The 19,876-nt window shown below is 39.9% G+C and carries 24 protein-coding genes; 10 read left to right on the top strand and 14 right to left on the bottom strand.

The genetic code is table 11. The annotated features are described in order from the left end of the window. The 5 genes from WBJ10_RS16870 to WBJ10_RS16850 all read left to right on the top strand — a co-directional run. On the top strand, positions 1-385 hold a 385-nt coding region (locus WBJ10_RS16870), incomplete at its 5' end, for a hypothetical protein (RefSeq protein ID WP_424292408.1). A 6-nt stretch (positions 386-391) separates the two neighbouring features. Beyond that, positions 392-1,021, top strand: a complete 630-nt coding sequence (locus WBJ10_RS16865; protein WP_424292406.1) for a Crp/Fnr family transcriptional regulator — start codon at positions 392-394, stop codon at positions 1,019-1,021. Between the two features lie 133 nt (positions 1,022-1,154). Next, positions 1,155-2,240, top strand: coding sequence for a c-type cytochrome (locus tag WBJ10_RS16860; RefSeq protein WP_424292404.1), 1,086 nt, complete (start codon positions 1,155-1,157; stop codon positions 2,238-2,240). Between the two features lie 68 nt (positions 2,241-2,308). Then, positions 2,309-2,695 (top strand): DUF302 domain-containing protein, encoded by a 387-nt coding sequence (locus WBJ10_RS16855; protein WP_424292402.1) that lies wholly within the window; start codon positions 2,309-2,311, stop codon positions 2,693-2,695. Between the two features lie 214 nt (positions 2,696-2,909). Further along, positions 2,910-3,761, top strand: a complete 852-nt coding sequence (locus WBJ10_RS16850; RefSeq protein ID WP_424292400.1) for a sensor histidine kinase — start codon at positions 2,910-2,912, stop codon at positions 3,759-3,761. A 35-nt stretch (positions 3,762-3,796) separates the two neighbouring features. Here the strand turns inward: WBJ10_RS16850 and WBJ10_RS16845 are convergent, their stop codons facing one another. Beyond that, positions 3,797-4,279 (bottom strand): DUF2231 domain-containing protein, encoded by a 483-nt coding sequence (locus tag WBJ10_RS16845; protein ID WP_424292398.1) that lies wholly within the window; start codon positions 4,277-4,279, stop codon positions 3,797-3,799. A 93-nt stretch (positions 4,280-4,372) separates the two neighbouring features. Next, a complete protein-coding gene (locus tag WBJ10_RS16840) occupies positions 4,373-5,125 on the bottom strand; it encodes a phosphatase PAP2 family protein (RefSeq protein ID WP_424292396.1) in 753 nt (250 codons plus the stop codon). 210 nt (positions 5,126-5,335) lie between these two features. Here WBJ10_RS16840 and WBJ10_RS16835 point away from each other — a divergent pair, with 210 nt between their 5' ends. Further along, positions 5,336-5,671, top strand: coding sequence for a hypothetical protein (locus WBJ10_RS16835; RefSeq protein WP_424292394.1), 336 nt, complete (start codon positions 5,336-5,338; stop codon positions 5,669-5,671). 166 nt (positions 5,672-5,837) lie between these two features. Here WBJ10_RS16835 and WBJ10_RS16830 read toward each other — a convergent pair whose 3' ends face one another. From WBJ10_RS16830 to WBJ10_RS16805, 6 genes are all read right to left on the bottom strand, one after another. After that, positions 5,838-6,071 carry a DUF6132 family protein gene (locus tag WBJ10_RS16830; RefSeq protein ID WP_424292392.1) on the bottom strand — a complete coding sequence of 78 codons (234 nt, stop codon included), beginning with the start codon at positions 6,069-6,071 and terminating at the stop codon, positions 5,838-5,840. A gap of 53 nt (positions 6,072-6,124) precedes the next feature. After that, complete coding sequence (locus WBJ10_RS16825) at positions 6,125-7,552, bottom strand: bifunctional metallophosphatase/5'-nucleotidase (protein ID WP_424292390.1); 1,428 nt, start codon at positions 7,550-7,552, stop codon at positions 6,125-6,127. A gap of 6 nt (positions 7,553-7,558) precedes the next feature. Then, entirely contained in the window at positions 7,559-8,011 is a 453-nt protein-coding gene (locus WBJ10_RS16820; protein WP_424292388.1) for a DsrE family protein, read from the bottom strand. Between the two features lie 107 nt (positions 8,012-8,118). Then, entirely contained in the window at positions 8,119-8,733 is a 615-nt protein-coding gene (locus WBJ10_RS16815; RefSeq protein ID WP_424292386.1) for a TlpA family protein disulfide reductase, read from the bottom strand. Positions 8,734-9,302: 569 nt separating this feature from the next. Further along, entirely contained in the window at positions 9,303-9,599 is a 297-nt protein-coding gene (trxA, locus tag WBJ10_RS16810; RefSeq protein WP_424292384.1) for a thioredoxin, read from the bottom strand. A gap of 12 nt (positions 9,600-9,611) precedes the next feature. Then, the gene (locus WBJ10_RS16805; RefSeq protein ID WP_424292382.1) at positions 9,612-9,866 is read right to left on the bottom strand and encodes a hypothetical protein; all 255 of its coding nucleotides are present in this window, start codon (positions 9,864-9,866) and stop codon (positions 9,612-9,614) included. Between the two features lie 307 nt (positions 9,867-10,173). Between WBJ10_RS16805 and WBJ10_RS16800 the strand changes: the two genes are divergently transcribed. The 3 genes from WBJ10_RS16800 to WBJ10_RS16790 are packed head-to-tail and all read left to right on the top strand — an operon-like array spanning position 10,174 to position 13,199. Beyond that, a complete protein-coding gene (locus WBJ10_RS16800; RefSeq protein ID WP_424292380.1) occupies positions 10,174-11,262 on the top strand; it encodes an efflux RND transporter periplasmic adaptor subunit in 1,089 nt (362 codons plus the stop codon). Further along, positions 11,263-12,522: an ABC transporter permease gene (locus WBJ10_RS16795; protein WP_424292378.1), complete on the top strand. Its 1,260-nt coding sequence runs from the start codon at positions 11,263-11,265 to the stop codon at positions 12,520-12,522. Beyond that, the gene (locus WBJ10_RS16790; RefSeq protein ID WP_424292376.1) at positions 12,522-13,199 is read left to right on the top strand and encodes an ABC transporter ATP-binding protein; all 678 of its coding nucleotides are present in this window, start codon (positions 12,522-12,524) and stop codon (positions 13,197-13,199) included. Before WBJ10_RS16795 ends, WBJ10_RS16790 begins: the two co-directional genes overlap by 1 nt. 81 nt (positions 13,200-13,280) lie before the next feature. On the opposite strand, the gene WBJ10_RS16785 is transcribed toward WBJ10_RS16790, so the two are convergent. Then, positions 13,281-14,525 (bottom strand): MFS transporter, encoded by a 1,245-nt coding sequence (locus tag WBJ10_RS16785; protein WP_424292374.1) that lies wholly within the window; start codon positions 14,523-14,525, stop codon positions 13,281-13,283. Between the two features lie 169 nt (positions 14,526-14,694). Between WBJ10_RS16785 and WBJ10_RS16780 the strand changes: the two genes are divergently transcribed. Then, on the top strand, positions 14,695-15,738 hold the full coding sequence (locus tag WBJ10_RS16780) for a proline iminopeptidase-family hydrolase (protein ID WP_424292372.1): 1,044 nt from the start codon (positions 14,695-14,697) through the stop codon (positions 15,736-15,738). A gap of 351 nt (positions 15,739-16,089) precedes the next feature. Here WBJ10_RS16780 and WBJ10_RS16775 read toward each other — a convergent pair whose 3' ends face one another. The 5 genes from WBJ10_RS16775 to WBJ10_RS16755 form a co-directional block, all read right to left on the bottom strand. Next, a complete protein-coding gene (locus WBJ10_RS16775) occupies positions 16,090-16,986 on the bottom strand; it encodes a helix-turn-helix domain-containing protein (protein WP_424292370.1) in 897 nt (298 codons plus the stop codon). A gap of 235 nt (positions 16,987-17,221) precedes the next feature. Then, on the bottom strand, positions 17,222-18,637 hold the full coding sequence (locus tag WBJ10_RS16770) for a PDDEXK nuclease domain-containing protein (RefSeq protein ID WP_424292368.1): 1,416 nt from the start codon (positions 18,635-18,637) through the stop codon (positions 17,222-17,224). Between the two features lies 1 nt (position 18,638). Beyond that, the gene (locus WBJ10_RS16765) at positions 18,639-19,244 is read right to left on the bottom strand and encodes a site-specific integrase (protein WP_424292366.1); all 606 of its coding nucleotides are present in this window, start codon (positions 19,242-19,244) and stop codon (positions 18,639-18,641) included. Positions 19,245-19,280: 36 nt separating this feature from the next. Further along, positions 19,281-19,673 (bottom strand): phage integrase SAM-like domain-containing protein, encoded by a 393-nt coding sequence (locus WBJ10_RS16760; RefSeq protein WP_424292364.1) that lies wholly within the window; start codon positions 19,671-19,673, stop codon positions 19,281-19,283. A 33-nt stretch (positions 19,674-19,706) separates the two neighbouring features. Further along, positions 19,707-19,856 (bottom strand): Arm DNA-binding domain-containing protein, encoded by a 150-nt coding sequence (locus WBJ10_RS16755; RefSeq protein ID WP_424292410.1) that lies wholly within the window; start codon positions 19,854-19,856, stop codon positions 19,707-19,709. Between the last annotated feature and the right edge of the window lie 20 nt (positions 19,857-19,876).

Here is a 19,876-nt window from a genome sequence, read left to right as displayed (position 1 = left end):
CCGCTATCTGATGCCACGCGAGTGGGGGCGTGATCCTTTTTTTACTTTTATGCCGCGTGAGCGCAATGAAGGTTTCGGGGATGTTCATGCATTTATGGGAAAAATCAATTATAAGTTTCCGGAAAGTAGTTTCAAGACTTCATTATCGGGCGGTTATTTTAAATTACCGGCTATTAGTAACTTCAGATTAAACAAGTATCTTGTACCTTCGTATACACAAGTTAATCTGGATACACGATACTCATTTTCGAAAGCCTTAAATGGGCTTGAAGCCGAGGTGCTTGTAGCGGGGAAATTATCCGGCTCAGAAAATTTAACCGCTAATGCCCGTTTTAATAAAGTCGATATGTTGAATTATAACTTTATTTTAAATTATCATTTTTAATCAGATATGACTGCAACCTCCATTTTCAGCTCTACATTTGAACCAGCACTGCTTGAGGAAATGCAGGAGTGCGGGCAAGTTCAGCACTTCAAAGAAGGGGATGTAATAATGGACTACGGTAAGTATATCCGTATGATGCCAATCATCGTCAAGGGAACAATAAAAGTGCTTCGGATGGATGAAAGAGGGAAGGAGATCCTCTTGTATTATTTATCAAGCAACGAGAGCTGTTCTATGGCTTACAGCTGCTGTGTTGAAGCCAAGAAAAGTGAAGTAAAAGCTATTGCAGATGATGATGTTGAGTTGATTGCAATACCTCATGCAAAATTGGATGAATGGCTTTGTAAATATCCCAGCTGGAAAAACTACATTATGCGTAGTTTCAATGAACGTTTCCTGGAACTGCTTAAATCAATAGAGAGTATTGCTTTTCACAAACTGGATGAACGATTGATTGCCTATCTTAAGGAGAAGCAAAGAGTATCGGGTTCCAGCGTTATAAAAGTATCCCATTATCTAATTGCTGATGAACTGGCTACATCCCGGGTGGTTATTTCGCGCTTGCTGAAACAATTAGAGAACGAGGGAAAAATATTGCTTTACAGGAATGAAATTAAACTGTTAAAAGATTTTTAAATCGCCATTTAATTTCTTAAATTTCTTCTGCAAAGCCTGTTGAGATACATCTGCGTAACATTTGTTACCTTTTCTTTTTATACTATCCCGGATCTTTATTAATACCTGCTTAAAGCTAGCTAATTCGATTAAGATGACTGATATTCAAACAGAAGCAAAGAAATCACTGATTGTTGTTTCAAGAGCACTCGTACTCATTGTGATCATGTTCATTGCGGTAGTTGGTATTTTCTTGGGTTTATTATTTGATGCTGGACCTAGTCAACAGGTGAAAATGAGCGGAGGGTCTTCAGCTCTCGGCCCCACCGGTACTCCGATCACCACCACTTCGTCAGCGCCAGTTGCGGAAAAGCCAATTTCAAATACCTTGTGGCAGGCACCTGATGAAAGCAAACTGCCGGAAGGAAGCGAGCGGGAGCTTATTCTTTATGGGAAGGATTTAATTGCCCATACGGCCAAATATCTTGGCCCACGCGGCACGGTAGCAGCAATCAGCAATGGGATGAACTGTCAAAATTGTCATCTGGATGCTGGTACCAAACCATGGGGAAATAACTATTCAGCCGTTTATTCTACTTATCCAAAATTCAGAGCCAGGTCTGGCACGAATGAAACAGTCGTAAAACGAATTAATGATTGCTTTGAAAGAAGTTTGAACGGAAAGCCGCTTGATAGTACAAGTAAGGAAATGGAAGCCATGATCGCCTATATGAAATGGCTGGGAAGCGGAGTGGAAAAAGGCAAACAGCCCGAGGGGGTAGGACTTAAAAAACTGGCCTATCTTGACCGGCCTGCCGATCCCAAAAAAGGAGCTGCAGTTTACTCAAACAAATGCGTGACATGTCATGGAAGTGCGGGAGAGGGTATTTCTACACCTGATAAGACTGAATATTTATTTCCTCCGCTGTGGGGGAAAAATAGTTACAACGATGGTGCGGGATTGTACCGGATCTCTAATTTTGCCAGCTACGTCAGGAATAATATGCCTTTAGGGGCTAACCATGAAAATCCTCAACTTAGTGAGGAAGAATCCTGGGATGTAGCAGCATACGTAAATTCCCAAAGCCGGCCTCATAAGGATCAGTCCAGGGACTGGAAAGATTATAGTAAAAAACCTATTGATTTCCCTTTCGGCCCATACGCTGATAAGTTCACTGAGAAAGAGCATAAATTGGGGCCTTTTAATGCTATTGCCAGCTTCTATAAAAAGGAAAACTAACACAAAAGAACAAAGAATAAAGAGCAAAGACAGTCTTTACAGCGGATATGTTATTAAACTAAATCAAGATGGCTTATAATCTAACAAAAAAAGTACCTTACTCTTTTGAAGAGAGTATGAATAAAACCAAAGCAGCTTTGGCGAATGAAGGCTTTGGAGTTATTTCAGAAATTGATCTGAAAGAGAAATTCAAAGAAAAACTCGATGTTGATTTCAGGGAGTATCGGATCCTGGGCGCCTGTAATCCCAAACTGGCCTATCAGGCGATAGAAAAAGAAAGTAACATCGGAGTTTTGCTACCGTGTAATGTCCTGGTACAGCAACATGACGATGGACAAGTTGAAATATCGGCAGTTAATCCAATGGAAACCATGTCGGGGGTAGATAACCCGGCGCTTACATCCCTGGCCCAGGAAGTTACTCAAAAACTGCAGAAAGCCTTCGATTTGGTATAATAAAATGCGTTTCTCGTATTGCATCCTTAAATAGTTGATCATAAAGGTGTTGAATGTCATTGTTCCGGCTGATCATCATCATATTCCAATAAGTAGTTTCCTTATAGATTTATAAAAAAAACCGAGGAAAATATAGAGTAGAGGGAGTTCGAAATAGTTCCGTACACTTTAAAGTTCTGTCGTGATTTTTGGGGTTGTTTAAAAGGCAGACATAATGGATACATCAACTTTTCTGGATGTTGTTAACGAGGGCACTTCGTTTGAGGACATTCGATTTCGGCTAGAAAAATATCCCGCCGAAACAAGATTGCCTTTTATGGAGGAAATCATTGAACGACTTAATAAAAAGCTGTCGACAAATAATGAGTCCCTGCTTAAAGTTCAGGAGATCAATCAGACAATGAGACGGGTGATTTCCTTAGCTTCACACGAGTTTCGCTCCCCATTAAGCAGCATTCAGCTTTCAGCAGCATTAATCCAACGTTATTATGACCGACTAGACAGAGATAAAATTCTGGCACACCTTAGTAAAATACAGTCGGCTGTGATGGAGTTGAACGCCACCGTAAATGACTTCCTGTTAGTTGAAAATATAGGCGCAGGGGAAACAAAACCTGTTCTTGCCAAATTCGATCTAAAGTCTCTAGCTTTAGAAATTACGCAAGATATGCAGCTGATGCTGCAAGACAATCAAAGTCTTGAATATAAACATAGTGGCCTCCAAAGCCAAGTACTGTTAGATCGAAATTGGATCAAACATTGTATCGTAAATCTCCTCTCTAATGCTATAAGATATTCTGGATCTGAAGGAAAAATTCTGTTAGAAACCGAGATCAGGTGTAAGACATGCGTCATCCGGGTAAAGGACGATGGAATCGGGATACCGAAAAAAGATCAGCCCAGAATATTTGAGCCCTTCTATAGAGCCGATAATGCCAGCAACATTACCGGAACAGGTTTAGGTTTACATATTGTTGATAGGTTTGTTAGACAATTAAATGGGACGGTCCACGTAAAAAGCTGCCTTCATTTGGGATCTACCTTCACCTTAATTTTCAATATTTAATTGATGAGGGCGCTAAACAAAATTCTAATCTAATTCTATTCTTCCTCTTCATAAGCCTGATTGTTCTGTTCAGCCTGTGGAGAGTTAATTTCGGTATGTCTGATTTGCCCGCCTAAATAGCCGGTCCTGGCAACGATACCGAACGTTATTAAAGATACAACCAGCGCAATCCAGCCCATGGAACTGGAGAAAGACCACTTCCTATAAGAAGCGAGTAATGCAACAAGGGAAATGATTCCTAAAAGAATTATGGCGATCAGGGCTATATCTGCTGCTTCTTCATGTTCGTGAATCAGTTCTTCAGAGATACCCTGTATGTTCTCAACAGTTTCTTCAGCAGCTTCACCTGTTTGTTTTGCGATGACACCGCCGATAGCGGATATGATCAAAACAAGATAAGCTGCATTAGCTGTATGCTGCGACTTTGTCACCATTCCGTATGCCAGCACAATGGCGCCCAATATTGAGCCATAGATTGGGAGATGGGTAATCAGGAGATGTAAATGCGTTTGGTCCATAATGTATTTCTTTTAGTTAGTTAATATGAGGATTATTTTCAAATCAATTTAAACTTAATCACATTTTAATGTGATTAAGTTTAAAAATCACAATTACTTAAAGGTTACTGTTACAGACGCCCCAATAAGCCCCTTCCCCAAAAAAGGCACAGTACGAAATTGTAAATCCTTTCTTCCACCTGCGATTTCCTTTCCTATGGGATATACATAATAGGCGACGCGGGTAGAGAGGATCCCAACTCCCGCACCGGTCAAAACATCGCTTAGCCAATGTGCATTTTCCAAAATTTTAATAGCTCCGGTTGCTGCCGCCGCCGCATAAGCTGAATAACCATACCACGGGGAGACATCCTTATATTCCCGTCTCATAAATTCTGCTGCTCCGAAAGCCAGGGCTGTGTGTCCAGACGGAAAGGCGCGGAAGTCTGTCTTCGAAGGCCGCTCTCTTTGTGTTTCATCCTTTAGAAAGTCGACAGACTTACTCAGAAGTAAGTTTGATATCAAATAAAGTGCTGAACGATCAATAAAATTACTTTTTCCTTTAATACCGAATGCATTTAACGAGTAAACAACTACTACAGGTAAGTAGCGGAAATAATCGTCCACCTCTGTCGTAAAATTGGTGTTTGACCCGAGAAGATCATAGCTTACATATTTATCAAGACGCCTGACAGGCTTGTTTTCCAAGGATATCAAACCGTAAGACAGTAAGAGCGCTGGAGTTGCATAGCCTAAAATATGCGGCTTTCTGCTGTCGCGAGATGGTGAATTACGGGCAGATTTAGAAGTGTCTGGAATATAATTGATTGTATCCTGACCAAATGATGAGAATTGAAATGCTAGCATATACAGAATGGATACCACAGTATTTTCATTGTCTTACATCGCGAATAGTAAATCCAAAACGGGAATTCGCTGGCATTATCCCATGAGGTTAAAATTAAGACGTTAATAGATTGCCAGAATTGATGAATATCATGTTACGAAGTGATATTGCACTTATTTATTTGCTCGACAAAGCCTGAAATTTAATCATAGGACGCATCGAAAGTCCTATTGTACATTCTCGCAATATTTATCGTATTCGGCTTGTTTGTTTTCTCAGCCTATGTGCTGAGCACATTGGGGGGTGAATTCATTCCGGCGCTTGAGGAAGGAGTGGTAACTAAAATTGGCAGCGGCGAAGTGCCTACCGATCCTATGCCTATGAATGCCAGCGTTATGATGGTAATCTTAAAACCCAAAGAGGAGTGGACATCAGCTAAAACCTTTGATGAGTTAGCTGAAAAAATAGAAACCGCTCTCCAAGCAGTTCCCGAACTGGCTGCAGGGTACCAGTTTCCAGTACAAATCCGGTTTAATGAACTGATGACGCGCGCGAGAGTCTTCTAAATTATTACCGGGAATGCAAGATATGATCAAACCTGGTACCCGGCACATTTATGAACGCAGAAATCCAGGTAAGAAACACCGCGACGATCGCTGTTCCATCTGGCGCTCGTACTAAGCGGCGCCTGCTCACTATTAATGATGTTGAAGAATAAGCAGTCGTAGGTTCTTAGTTTTCTGAAGTAGTCGATGCAGGGGGCACATGTTTTTCGCTTGTTCCCTTGTTAAAATTACTTCCCATCAATCCGCCGAATAGTGCACCAAACAAAGTACTGTTTATAGGACTTGAGGTAATAGCGCAGGTTCCGCTGACGCATCCAATAAAGTGCCAGTACAAATAGCCGGTTATCATACCTAATATAGCACCAATGAATATTCCTTTATTTCTTGTTATAAATTCCATATGATAAATAATTTAATAATGTTTTCGAGCATTTTGAACTCAGCCACATTAGATCAGACCAAATGAAAGGCCATATGATTGTTTGGTTGAAAAGGACTGTTAATAGCTAAAAAAGAAACTACTGCTTCTACTAATCTAAGTGTGGTGTTCTGGCGGTTTTGTCCAAACTTTTCTGGAACTCCCTGGGAAGTTATATATCCTACTTTATAGACCTGTTCTTTTCGTAAAACTTCATTTCCAATAAATATTTGTTGAATTCTGTGTCCTTTAGGATTTTCAATGCGCATATATACAGTCAGTCCTAAACACCTTTTCACATAACCACCCATCTGACCTGAAGGATCTGAAGAAAAAGTTCTCTCGAGATTTTCCTCAAGCATCTCCACGATTTCTATACCCTTCATTTCAAGAGTTGAAATCACAGGATCCATCGGCGCCAGATTATAAATATCCCACTTGGTCACAGGACCTGCGGAGATCGGAGCCCCATATCGCCAGCCATTCGAAAAACAAACATCGGCCTTGGTAACTTCTTTCACAGCGGATAGCAATAAATGATCTGCAGAACTATTTAGGGTGTCATATCTATGCAAGACTACAGATGTTTCACCTATCACTTCCGTTTTTAGTTGATGATATGGCTTCAGGATATTTTGTATAGTTTTTTCCATTTCCAAATCAGGTAAAATCGACTCATCAACTTCTATAAGCTCGTAATTGAAGTCCCTGACTTTTTTCGACTCCAGCTCCAGTTCCAGATGGCCCAAAAATGAACCATGGCATCCACATTGGATAATGATAGTATCGTTTACTATGACGGGCTCAAACAAACGATTATGAGTGTGGGCACTCAGGCAAATGTCAATTCCTTCAATTTGCGAGAGTATTTTAAAATCTTGCGGAAAGCCACTATGCGATAACAGGATAATGAGGTCTGCTCCATATTTCTTAACCTCCTGAATGTATTTTGGCAGTTCCTGAATTCCATCGCTTACTCGTATTCCTTCACTGAATTCTTTTGGCATCGTTTTGTCGATGATATTGGAACAAATACCGATGGTTGCCACTTTAATTTCTCCAATTTGCTGCAAAACATAAGGCTTTAGGAGAAGTTCGTTTTGTGCGTCATAGATATTAATTGCCAGAATCGGATAACTAAGCTGTCCTGCAAGGTTGAGTAAATGCTGTGGCCCATAAGCAAAATCCCAGTGGCCAACCATTGCGTCAAAACCTATCTGGTTAAGTATTGGAACCAGGGCTTCACCCTTCGTTGCGACAATTGGGAGAGTGCCATGAAAAGTATCCCCACCATCAAACACGATGGTATGTTGATTCTTCCTCCTTATATCTGATATTAAAGTTTGAAGTCTCGAGTATCCTCCCGCTGTTTTCACCGCATATTCACTTCCAGATAAGAAAATTTCAGGATGAGGTTCAAGGTAACCATGAACATCATTAACAAATGCTATAGAAAGTTTCACAAATAATTATGGATAAACGACTGCCCAGCCCTCATAATGGCGGATTATAATTTCCCCATTAGCGGATGGTACATAGGAGATAAAAGGAAACAGTGAGCTTTTTTCAATTTTACGTTGTTTCAAGGTGTTTTCGCACTGAGCCAAAATCACGCCTTTCCGGTGAAGCTCTTTCAAACTCGCCTCATAAGGACCAGTTTTCTGAAAAAGAATCACGCCGTCGCCAAAAACGACTAACTCGACCTGTAGTTTGCCCTTTAGTCGAGGGTCCTTAAACACATTATTGATATTTCGGAGCGTTGATGATATCTTTTTCTCATCTCCACTATTCAACACATATAAAGCTTTATATGAACTCAATGTTGCGATTGCACCGTTAAATACGGGGGTGTTCTCCTGCGCCCGGCTTGTCCCGAGAAAGGAAAGAGAAAAAAGCAGGGTAAGAAATGTTAGTCTTTTCATAGTCTTATTTTTTTATATAAAGATATCAATTGCCTTTGATCATTTTTATTTGGCCATATAGCTGTTTTCTGCACCAGATCCGGCCGTTGCACCAGCGCTGATAGGATTTATTTGCTTATTAACTGTTTGAAGAACTGTACAATTTCAGGGTTCATATAGTCAGCGCCACCTTCATGATGTCCAACCACTTTGCCTTCTTTGTCAATAATCACTGTAGTTGGTATAGAACCTGATAGAAACTCCTTGGGAATTTCGCTCGCTTGGGTATACACTGTTAGGTCATACTTGTTGTTAGCCATAAACTTGCTCGACCTCTTATAGTTGTCGTCTACATCAACCATCAGAAACATAATGTCCTTTTCATCGAATTGCTTTTTGAGTTTATTTATAGATGGCATCTCCTGAATACAGGGAGGGCACCATGTAGCCCAGAAGTTTATGAAAAGTACCTTCCCCTGTTGTTTGGAAATATCTATTGTTGTTCCGTTGCCGTCTTTGAAAACTACAGATGGAGCCAAAGGAAATTCTGCCGGGCTCTCAGGTCCATTATTAACGGATTGAGTTGAAGTGCTTGATTGTACAGGATCAGCAGACCTGTTAATGTTGATGTTTTTGCTGCCAAAGAGCAGGGCCTTTGCATCCGGGCTTATAAGTAAAACTCCGGCAATAAGAATGAAAATAGCAGCAAATAATCCTGCTTTAGAAAAGATTTTTGATTTCATTAGAAATTGTTATTGTAGCTCATTTAAGCACTATGAAAAATATTTATAGAGGCAGAACCAGATACAGTTCAGCCATTTGAAAACCAAAACGGATTTCTGAAAGAATTTATTAGCGGGAAATCAAATGATAAAAGTATTGTTCCTGAGATAAAGCGGAACAGATCTAAGAGATCCAAAACGTAAGTTCCGAACTCTAAATAATTGGGAATCTAATTTAAATAAAGACCAGACAGACAAAAATGTAATTAAAAGAAAAGCGTTTATTATGAAATCTTTATTTTCAACCTGACGCTCGGGTAAGGTCATTTTATTTATAAAACTGCTTTCACTGTCCACGCAAACAACCGATGATAAACTATTTGTTTGCTTAAGAGCGCCTTGTTCAGTATCAACAGAGCGATCCACCAAGGCCTGAACAGCTTTTCTTAGTGGACAGGAGCCAAGCACTAGGAAACTAATTACCAGTGCGAACACGGATAATATTCGGAATTTCCCGGAAAATTGTTTGAGCCTGCTTATCATCTTGCCAAGATATTCTTTAAATGGGTATCTAACGTGTGAATAGTTGATTAAGTATATTTTTCAATTACTTGTTTCAGCTGCGACGCTTGCATCACTCCAGATTGTCTCCATTTAGTTTCCCCATTTTTAAATATGATAAGCGTCGGAACACCCTGGACATTATATGACCTCGCCACCTCAGGGTTTTTATCAACATCTACTTTCAATATAGTTGCGCTATCGCCAACCATTCCTTTCAATTGTTCAAGAATCGGTGCCATCATTTTACAAGGCCCGCACCATTCAGCCGAAAAGTCTACTAAAACAGGTTTGTCAGAATTTATGATGTCTAAAAACTTTGCCATGATTTTTCTTAATTATTTACTTTTAATTTCTTCGAATTCAACGTCCTCGGTTGTTCCCAAAGTTTTTTTCCCCATACTAGTATTGCAAGCGCTGGTTCCACAGCATGCCGCATTCGCCAAGGCCTGGAAAATAAAAATACCCGCAAGCAACCCAAGTAATCCATTCTGCGTTGTGAAAGCCTGGTAAGCAATAGCTAATCCTATTGCAAGCCTTAACCATCGCATTAAATTCCAGCCAGTTAATATTGTGTTTTTTATCGTTTCCATTTACGTATGATTTACCATCTATAAAGGTCGGAAGAAGCCAGGGTATCTAATGTTACAATTGTCACATTGGTTTCTGAATTCATCATTAGGAAAATGATCTATTATGGCCACGGGAATATTATTTGTTAGATTTATTTCCCTCCACCTCAGCAGGATTATTTTACAAAATTTATTGACCTTCGTCAGTTTAAATCCTGATCTGATTCATATTCAAATAAGCGAACATATACTGCATTTGTTTTTATTTACCACAATATACAGTGTATCAGCATCTTCAGTGCTGCATGCTTAGCCTATTTAAAAATCAATGAGACGTGTATATCCTTCTGCTGTTTGTTTTTTTCTGCTGCTTGTAGCCTGCTCTCGTGAAAAAGAAAGTACCAAACCGGTTATCAGTGATATAACTGTTTCTTTGTATGCTTCGGCAATCGTTAAGTCAGAGGGACAATATACGGTAGTTTCAACTGTGCCCGGAATTATTAAAAAGGTACATATAGTGCCCGGGGCGCTTATTAAAGCAGGGGATTTACTTTACACACTGGAAAATAACGAGGCTTCTCTTAATACTGACAATGCACGTCAGTTATTAGAATTTTCCAACTTGAATAATCGAAGAAATTCTGATAAGCTACAGGAAGCTTTTTCCCTTGTTGAGGCCTCAAAAGAAAAATACCAGAACGATTCTGCCATTTATTTCCGTCAAAAAAAATTATGGGATCAGAATATAGGAACTCGCCTGGAATTCGATCAGCGCCATCTGGCTTTTACCACATCCAGGATTAATTATCAGGCATCCTTGAGGCGCTTAGCTCAGTTAAAAAGCCAATTGGAGAATGAGGTTGAATTATCTAAGAACAATTATCGAATCGCAAAACAGCGACAGGAGAATTTTTTAATCAGGAGCGAAATTGCAGGACAGGTCTTTGATGTGATAAAAAATAAAGGGGAGCTGGTAGGCCCGCAGACCGCTTTATGCATTTTAGGAAAGCCAGATCAGTTCTATTTAGAAATGAATGTTGATGAGAACGACATTACCAGTGTAAGGTTGAATCAGGAGGTTTTAATTACAATGGATAGTTATAAAGGCGAATTATTTCGTGCCAGGGTAAGTAAAATTTATCCAATAATGGACGGACGCTTGAGGACCTTCAAAATTGAAGCCAGTTTTTTAGATCCGCCAGCCGCTCTTTATCCGAACTTGACTGCAGAAGCAAACATTATAGTAAAGGTGAAGGAAAAAGTAATCCTAATTCCGAGAAACTACCTGGATAGGGATAATCAGGTCTTACTAGAAGATGGTAGCAAAAGAAAAGTTATTACAGGCGTTCAGGATGAAAGAAATGTGGAAATTTTAAAGGGACTCAAATCGCAGGAATTAATTTTTAAGCCTGAATAGATGAGTTCGCCGCTGCTGTTAAATATCGCAATTGCATTATTAAGGGCACGTCTTAAGCAGTCCATTGTAGCAGCTGCGGGAGTCACATTCGGCATTGCCATGTTTATATCCTTAGTGAGTTTTATGACCGGCTTAAATAAAATGCTGGATAGCCTGATCATCAATCGTACTCCGCATATCAGGATATACAATGCTATTGTTCCGTCGAAAACGCAGCCAGTAGATCTGGCAAACGAGTATATGAGTTATAAAAATCTTGTCCGGTCTGTGAAACCTAAAGATGAGGGCAAGCAAATATACAACGCCGCACGTGTCATCAAAGCAATACGTGCCGACGAGCGTGTGATCGATGCAGCACCTAAAACCAAGACAACGGTTTTCTTCAATAAGGGTACAATTCAGCTTTCAGGCATGATCGAGGGTGTCGACGTGGACTTAGAGCAAAAGTTGTTTCATATGGAAGACTATGTAATTGAGGGGAATATCAACGATCTTGGTACAGTAAGCAATAGTATAATAATTGGAAAAGGACTGGGTGATAAGCTCATGGTCAAGGTGGGTGATGTGGTCCAGGTAATCACCCCTGATGCAGATATTGCTATGCTAAAAATAGTTGGGATAGTACAGTTTGGGATTGCTGAGGTTGATGATGTTCAAAGTTTTACATCCCTGCCGACAGCACAAAAACTTCAGGGCAAACCGGCCAGTTATATAACGGACATTCAAGTAAAATTAAAAGATATTGCCCTTGCACCGGTTGTCGCCAGGGAATATGCCCAGCTTTTTGATGTTGATGCAACGGATATACAAACTGCTAATGCACAGTTTGAAACCGGCACTAATGTGCGAAACACTATAGCTTACAGTGTCAGTATCACTTTGCTTATTGTGGCAGGTTTTGGGATTTACAATATCTTGAATATGCTGATTTATGAAAAAATGGATGCAATAGCCATTTTAAAGGCAACTGGCTTCTCCGGGAGAGACGTAAAAACCATATTTATTCAACTTTCAATGGTATTAGGTGTGGTAGGAGGAATTATTGGGATCATATTGGGCTATGTTTTATCCGTTATTATCAGCAAGATACCCTTTGTTACAGAGGCCTTACCGACGATAAAAACTTACCCGGTAAATTTCGACATCATGTACTATATTATTGGTATAAGCTTCGCGCTGATAACGACCTATCTGGCTGGTTTATTTCCTGCCCGTAAGGCTGCAAAGGTTGATCCGGTGGTCATCATACGGGGGAAATAATGGAAATACCGGTATTACAGGCGATAAATATTAATAAGTACTTTTTAGACCCGGTGCGTTTGCGTGTATTAAAGGATATCAGCTTTACCGTAGATAGGGGCAGCTTTGTTGCTATTACTGGTAAATCAGGCTGCGGAAAATCAACACTGCTGTACATTTTATCGACCATGGATACCGATTACGAAGGCGAGCTGCGACTGGACAATGAAATATTACAGCAAAAGAGTAATGCAGAACTCGCCCTTGTAAGGAATCAAAAAATTGGATTTGTATTTCAATTTCATTACCTGATCGAAGAATTTAATGTCTTAAAGAATGTGATGCTGCCGGCGATGAAACTAGGAAGATATTCTACTGAGCAGATTGAAGAAAAGGCCATTCAGCATTTGAAAATCCTGGGAATTCAAGATCAGGCTTTGAAAAACGCAAACCAGTTAAGCGGCGGACAAAAACAGCGGGTTGCAATAGCGCGCGCTCTAATCAACGACCCTGTGATTATCATGGGGGATGAACCCACGGGAAATCTGGATAAGAAAAACAGCGATATCGTTTTTGGGATTTTTAAAGACATTTGTACCGAAAATAAACAGACAATACTCGTCGTAACGCACAATCCTGAATTTGCCTCACGTGCTGATCGGATCATTGTAATGGAGGACGGAGAAATAGTTAGTTAAAAATAATAACGGGGTGGGCGGGTGTCATTTACGAGATCCATCCCGGGCTTGATCCGGGACCCAGTCGGGGAACAGCCCTGATTACCGACTACTGATTCCCCGCTTATCCGTCATCCTCATAAATATAACCAACGACGAAATTATGGTTAAGAGTCCCACAAAAACTATAGCCGTATTTATGTTAAACACATCCGAGATTATACCGGTCAAAATCGCTCCGATAGCATAGCCCAAATCTCTCCATAAACGGAAAGTACCGATGCTTTTCGGCCGATCCTGCGGATGTACGTTTTCTGAAATAGAAGCCAGGAAGGTAGGGTATACCATGGCCGTACCAAAGCCTAAAATCGCGGACAGAATACTATAATGGAAAAAAGTTGTAGCCTGTAAAAAAAACAGCAGCGCTATTCCCTGTAGAAACATTCCCCAGAACAGCATGAGTTTTTTCGAAAAATGGTCGGCCATTTTCCCGGTAAACAATTGCCCTAATCCCCAAACACCGGGATAAATAGCGGTTATTAATCCTACATCTTGTAAGGTAAATCCTCTTGTTGACAAAAGCAGAGGGAACAATCCCCAGACCATACCATCATTAAGATTATTTATTAAACCGGCCTGTGTAACTGATCCCAGATTGTTATTTCTCCATGTCGTGTCTTTGAATATGTTGGTAAGACGCGGGATGCTGCTGTCATCGCTTTCCTTCTCGCTATGATGTTTCGTATCTCTCACAAACAGCCAGCTCAAAATAAGCCCGGCACCTACTATAAAAAGCCCCAAATAAAAAGGATACGGTCTCAGGCCATACACGCTGGCTATCCAACCTGTAGCAAATCCTACTGCAGCTACTGCGACATATCCCGCAAATTCATTAAGCCCCATTGCGAATCCGCGGTTTTTTTCACCGACAAGGTCGATTTTCATAACCACGGTGCTTGACCAGGTCAGCCCCTGATTAATTCCCAAGAGTACATTTGCAGCGATAACCCAATTCCAGGAAGGAGCGAACATTAACAACAGAGGAACTGGTATTCCAATAATCCAGCCCATAATTAATAGGTTTTTCCTGCCGAGTCTGTTTGCCAGTGCACCGGTAAAGTAATTAGTTAGGGCTTTTGTAATACCAAAAACCACAATAAAGGAAAGTATGGCTGTTTTTGCCGCAATATGAAATTCAGCTTCTGCTATCTGTGGTAAGATGGAACGCTCCAATCCCACCATTCCCCCTACAAATGCATTTATGAGGACCAGTAATGAAAACTGTTTCCAATTTTCCCTTAATCCTAATTGCAGACTTTCATCGTTGGGCATTTTATGATCTGTCATATACTCAGAAAATGATGCTAATATGGGTGAAATTTAATACCAACCTGGGAGCAATTTACGATCATTTAAATGGACTAAGAAGGTATTAATTTCCAAAACTAAAGGAATTCTACTAGATTAGTTGAGTGAACAATTATTTATGACCCATTTCTAACTCAAATTGCAAATCATGAAAAAATTGATACTCCTTTTAATGATCATAACACTCACTATAATCAGTTGTTCCAACAATAAGTCCGGTACAAATTTTGACACGAGCAGCTATTTTGATTATTCCAATAGCGATGATCAAAATACCGGAGGTATTAAAATGATTCCTATCGAAACTCCAAAAGGAAAATACAATGTATATACAAAACGCATGGGAAATAATCCTAAAATGCGCGTATTACTCCTTCATGGCGGCCCTGGCGGCACTCATGAACAGTTTGGCAATTTTGACGGCTATCTCCCTAATGAAGAAATTGAATATATCTATTACGATCAGCTCGATTCTTATTATAGCGACAAGCCCAATGATTCTTCACTCTGGACTACCGAATATTTTGTAGAAGAAGTGGAGCAGGTCCGAAAAGCATTAAACCTGAATAAAGATAATTTCTACCTGCTCGGCCAATCCTGGGGTGGAATATTGGCGATGGAATATGCTTTAAAATACCAGGATAATCTCAAAGGTCTCATCATTTCAAATATGATGGCAAGTGCTCCGGCTTATACTAAATATGCCGATGATGTTCTGGGTCCGCAAATGGACCCTGACGTTTACAAAGAAATTAAGGAAATAGAAGCGAAGAAGGACTTTAAAAATCCGAGATATACTGCACTGTTAATGAATCATTATTATACCGAACACGTAGTGAGAATGCCTGTTGGAAAATGGCCAAAATCAATTAACCTTCTGTTTGAACATCTTAATCCCAATATATACATCTTCATGCAGGGGCATAGCGAATTTGGGATGACCGGAAATGCATCCCTGAAAAATTGGGATGTGTCTGCCAGAATTAAGGAAATTAAAGTGCCCACTTTAATAATTGGTGCCAAATATGATACGATGGATCCAAAACATATGGAATGGATGGCAAAGGAAGTGCAAAATGGCAGAAGTCTGATCACAAACGGGAGTCATTTTTCTCAGTTTGATGACCCGAAAACATATTTTGATGGATTGATAAAATTTATTAGAGGTGTGGATTCGGGAGAGTTTAAATAGCGAAACCTCTGCATTTTATCGGTAGACGATATAAAACAATTTATTGATATATAGAAATTTAATCCTCTATGCCTTGCAAATCTATAGAGTTAGAATTGATCTGGAGGCGCTAAGATTTATTTACGACAGTTAGCCGTGCTTCCTTCACGCTGACTTCCTGCCCAATGGCTAAACGATCTTCAGGAATGAAAACCCTTGTCTCTTTTTTCATAATTCCCTAAATTAATGGTTCTAAATTGTTTTAATAATTTAGTTCAGTCTTTTAGGGGGTTAGTAAAAGTCGGCAAAACCTGAGTTCAACCGTTGGTGGTGGACCGTCGAGTACTGTGGTTAAATCTGGCAGACCACAGCTTAATTAAGCATCCTGTATTCAACCGGAGACTGACCAACATGCTGCTTGAAAAGCCTTGTAAAATGTTGTGGATACTTAAATCCAATTTCGTAAGAAACCTCGCTAATGGACTTAATGGGATCCAGTATCTTTTCCTTAGCAATCTCGATTATCCGCTGCTGGATATATTCTTGGGCAGATTTTCCAGTTTGCTTCTTGATGAGGTCTCCGAAATACTTAGCGGACAGATTTATTTCGCCAGCACAATAACTTACCGACGGTAAGCCAAGCATTTGTGGCTTGTCTGATTCAAAATACTCATCCAACAAAGTTTCAAACTTCACTAGTATATCTTTGTGAATAGTATCCCGGGTAATGAACTGCCTGTCGTAAAACCGGACACAATAATTTAATAGTAATTCGATATTACTGACGATAAGGGATCTGCTGTGTTTATCTATCGGATGCTCCAACTCATAGCGTATTTTATTGAAACTCTCTAGCAGGATTCGCCTTTCTCTCTCAGATAAATGAAGCGCTTCATTTACGTCGTATGAAAAGATGTGGTAGTTCTTAATATTACGCCCAAGAGAAGTGCCTCGAATGAAGTCAGGATGAAAGAGCAATACCCAACCTGATGGTTGCAATGGTTCCGAACTTTCCGTATGTCCAAACACCTGACCAGGAGCAATGAAGAGTAGAGTGCTATCCTGGTAATCGTAAAGATTCCGTCCGTATTTTAACCTGCCAGACTTTGCTTCTTTTAAAAAGATAATGTAGATCTCCGATCGATACTGCTTCTCCAGTATTGACGATGATTTTGACTGATCAAGTACACTGACCAATGGGTGTAACGTTTCCTGCCCTCTCTCAGCATTGAACTGACCAACACTTTCGATCTTAACTATTTCTTCCATGGTTTATGTTCACTACCTCAAATTTAAGAGAACTATCTGGCATCTTTTCTTCCGCCGGCTCTAAACGGGAATATTGGTAACAAATAAAGGAATCTGTATAAAAGCACTCAGGAAAAATGGAGGGAACTTTGTGCATCGCTTAATTAAAAGAGAACCGGAGCGGCAGGCCGCCCTGAACGAATAAAAGCAGCCTGCGAAGCATCGCTCCACGATGCATATAAAATAAAGTTAACGATTAATTCATATACCTATACTCATTAGGTGTTTGGCCAACGTGCTGTTTAAAGAATCTGGAAAAATGTTGAGGATATTTGAATCCGAGTTCGTAAGCAATTTCGCTAACAGATTTTGTAATGTCGAAAATCCTCTCTTTAGCAACATCTATTGTTTTTAGTTGGATATATTCATGAGCAGATTTGCCTGTTTCTTTCTTAATTAGATCGCCAAAGTAATTGGCTGAAAGATTCAATTGATCTGCGCAATATGCAACTGTTGGCAAGCCGATCAATGGGGATTTGTCTGTACTGAAATAATCAGCAAGCAACCCTTCAAATTTCTGAAGAATCCCTTTATTTACATTTTCACGGGTTATAAATTGGCGATCGTAAAAGCGAACACAATAATTAAGTAATAATTCTATATTACTCACAATTAGGGTTCGGCTGTGCTTATCGATACCCCGAAGAAGTTCATCTTTAATCTTATCATAACAATCATAAATTAGCTTGCGTTCTGCCTTAGTAAATTCAACTACCGCTTTGTTCTCTTCCTTGCATAATATGATCCCAATTGTAGGATTTTCCTCTGTTAGTTTTATTTTCCGGTCATGGTAGTTGACATACATCTGCATCTGTCCGATATCCTGGTGGCTGAGTTTGCCAATTTTCAGGTCTATTAATACAAAGCATCTCAGCAGCCGGTTATAAAAGGAAAGGTCAACGTAGTAATGATCTCCGTTTAATGTTATCCTTTTTTGCCGCCCCTCAAATAAAAAGCCCTTTCCTAATTCGAGCATGAATTGTTCAAGCTTATTAATTATGGCCGTCTCCAGATCGCTTTCAGAATAGCGATGATCCTCCTTTAGATCAAGGAATTCTAAAATATAGGGTGACTTCATCGCGTCAATAGGGTTTTCAAGGAGTTGTCCCCGTGTTGAAAGGCTTAAAAGCTCGTCTTTATTCTTACTAAGCGCCAAACGTTCATATAATGAAGATTGATATTGTCTTCTCAACTCACGCATACTCCAATTGTTGGAGATGCTTTCTAATTCATAGAACTTTCTTTCGTTTCTATCCTTGATCTTTAGCAGCTCGACATAATGGGACCAGCTTAATTTAAAAGGGTTCTCAGAAATCCGAGACACTGTCTCGGATTTTCCAAATTCCAGATAAAACAGTCGCATGTTTTCTAAGTTATCCACCGAATACCCCCGCCCAAAATCCTGACTAAGGGATTTACTGAGTTGCTTTAGAGTTTGTGTGGCATAAGATGCTCGTTCTGATCCACTTTGTTCATCTTCAACAATGGCTTTACCGATTTGGAAGTAAGTATATACTAAAACTGAGTTTACCTTTTGAACTATGATCTGCCTCGATTCCTCAATCTGGGCTTTGATCGCCTCGTATAATTTATGATTCGTTGTCTCGATCATGTTAAGCCCTCCTTATTTGTTGGTTAGATTTTTTAGAATTAGTTTCGAGCTTTTCTCGCAGGACTGACATGTCCTGACTAACCTTTTGTTCGACCACTTTAGCGTAAATCTGTGTCGTACGGATCGTAGTATGACCCAGCATCTTACTCACCGTTTCAATAGGAACTCCATTGGATAGGGTGACTGAGGTAGCGAAGGTATGCCGCGCCAAATGGAAGGTCATGTTCTTTTTGATCCCACATAGATCTGCCACCTCATTCAGGTAGCTATTTAATTTCTGATTTGATATCATTGGGAAAAGACTACCCTTGGTAATGGATCTGGGACCATTCCGATATTTTTCAATAAAATACGCCGCTTTGGGCAAAATCGGAACGTTCACTGAGGTATCGGTTTTTTCCCGAAAAGTTTTAATCCAGTAATTGCCGTTCATTCCTAAAATGATATTGTCTGGACTTAGCTGCACCACATCTATATATGCCATGCCGGTATAGCAACTAAATACAAATAGGTCCTTGGCGTATTGAATCCGCTGAAGGCTAAACGATTTTTCCTCAATGGAAATAAGCTCTTCATTTGTCAGATAACCTCTTTCAACCTTTTGCATCTTGAGTTTGAACAGTTCAAAGGGATTTTTCTCTATTCATCCGAGTTTAACACCTAATCGGATAATCTTTCGGAAACGTTCCAGATGCTTCATCACTCCATTATTTTCCATGCCTTTGTGATGATCGGTGGGGACATAGGTTCTTAAAAAATATTCGAAATGGGTGATAAACTGGTAATCAAGTTCAGTTAAGTAGATGTCTTGTTTTTTGAATTGTGCCGTTACAAACTCCTTCAGATATTTTGCGGTAGTATAATAATTTTTGATAGTTCCATGGGCAAGGATCTCTTTCATTTGGAGGTTATGGTAATCAATGAGCGATAGGAGGGTGTTCTCTTGTTCCCGGATTCCAAGGAATTTGTTCTTTACAGCTTCAGGGGTAACCAGCTGTTTGCTAATAATGAATTCCTGATAATGTGAAGCTAACATGGACCTGGTTTGTTCCAAATAACTATTCAGAGATTACAGCGTTCCGTTTTTGGGTTTTGCCAGGCCTCTTGACTTATTCCAGTCGGCCATTTCTACCATTCTTTTTAGCGCTACTTCACAGCGGCTCTTGTTTACTACAATCCGAACGTAGATTGCAGCCATGCCATTTTTTCCACGGCTCATCCTCAACACGAAGTGAATTC

This window comes from Daejeonella sp. (genome assembly GCF_049655485.1).
Taxonomy (GTDB): Bacteria; Bacteroidota; Bacteroidia; order Sphingobacteriales; family Sphingobacteriaceae; genus Daejeonella.
Note: the sequence above shows the minus strand (reverse complement) of the source record. Positions and strands in the feature narration are given on the sequence as shown.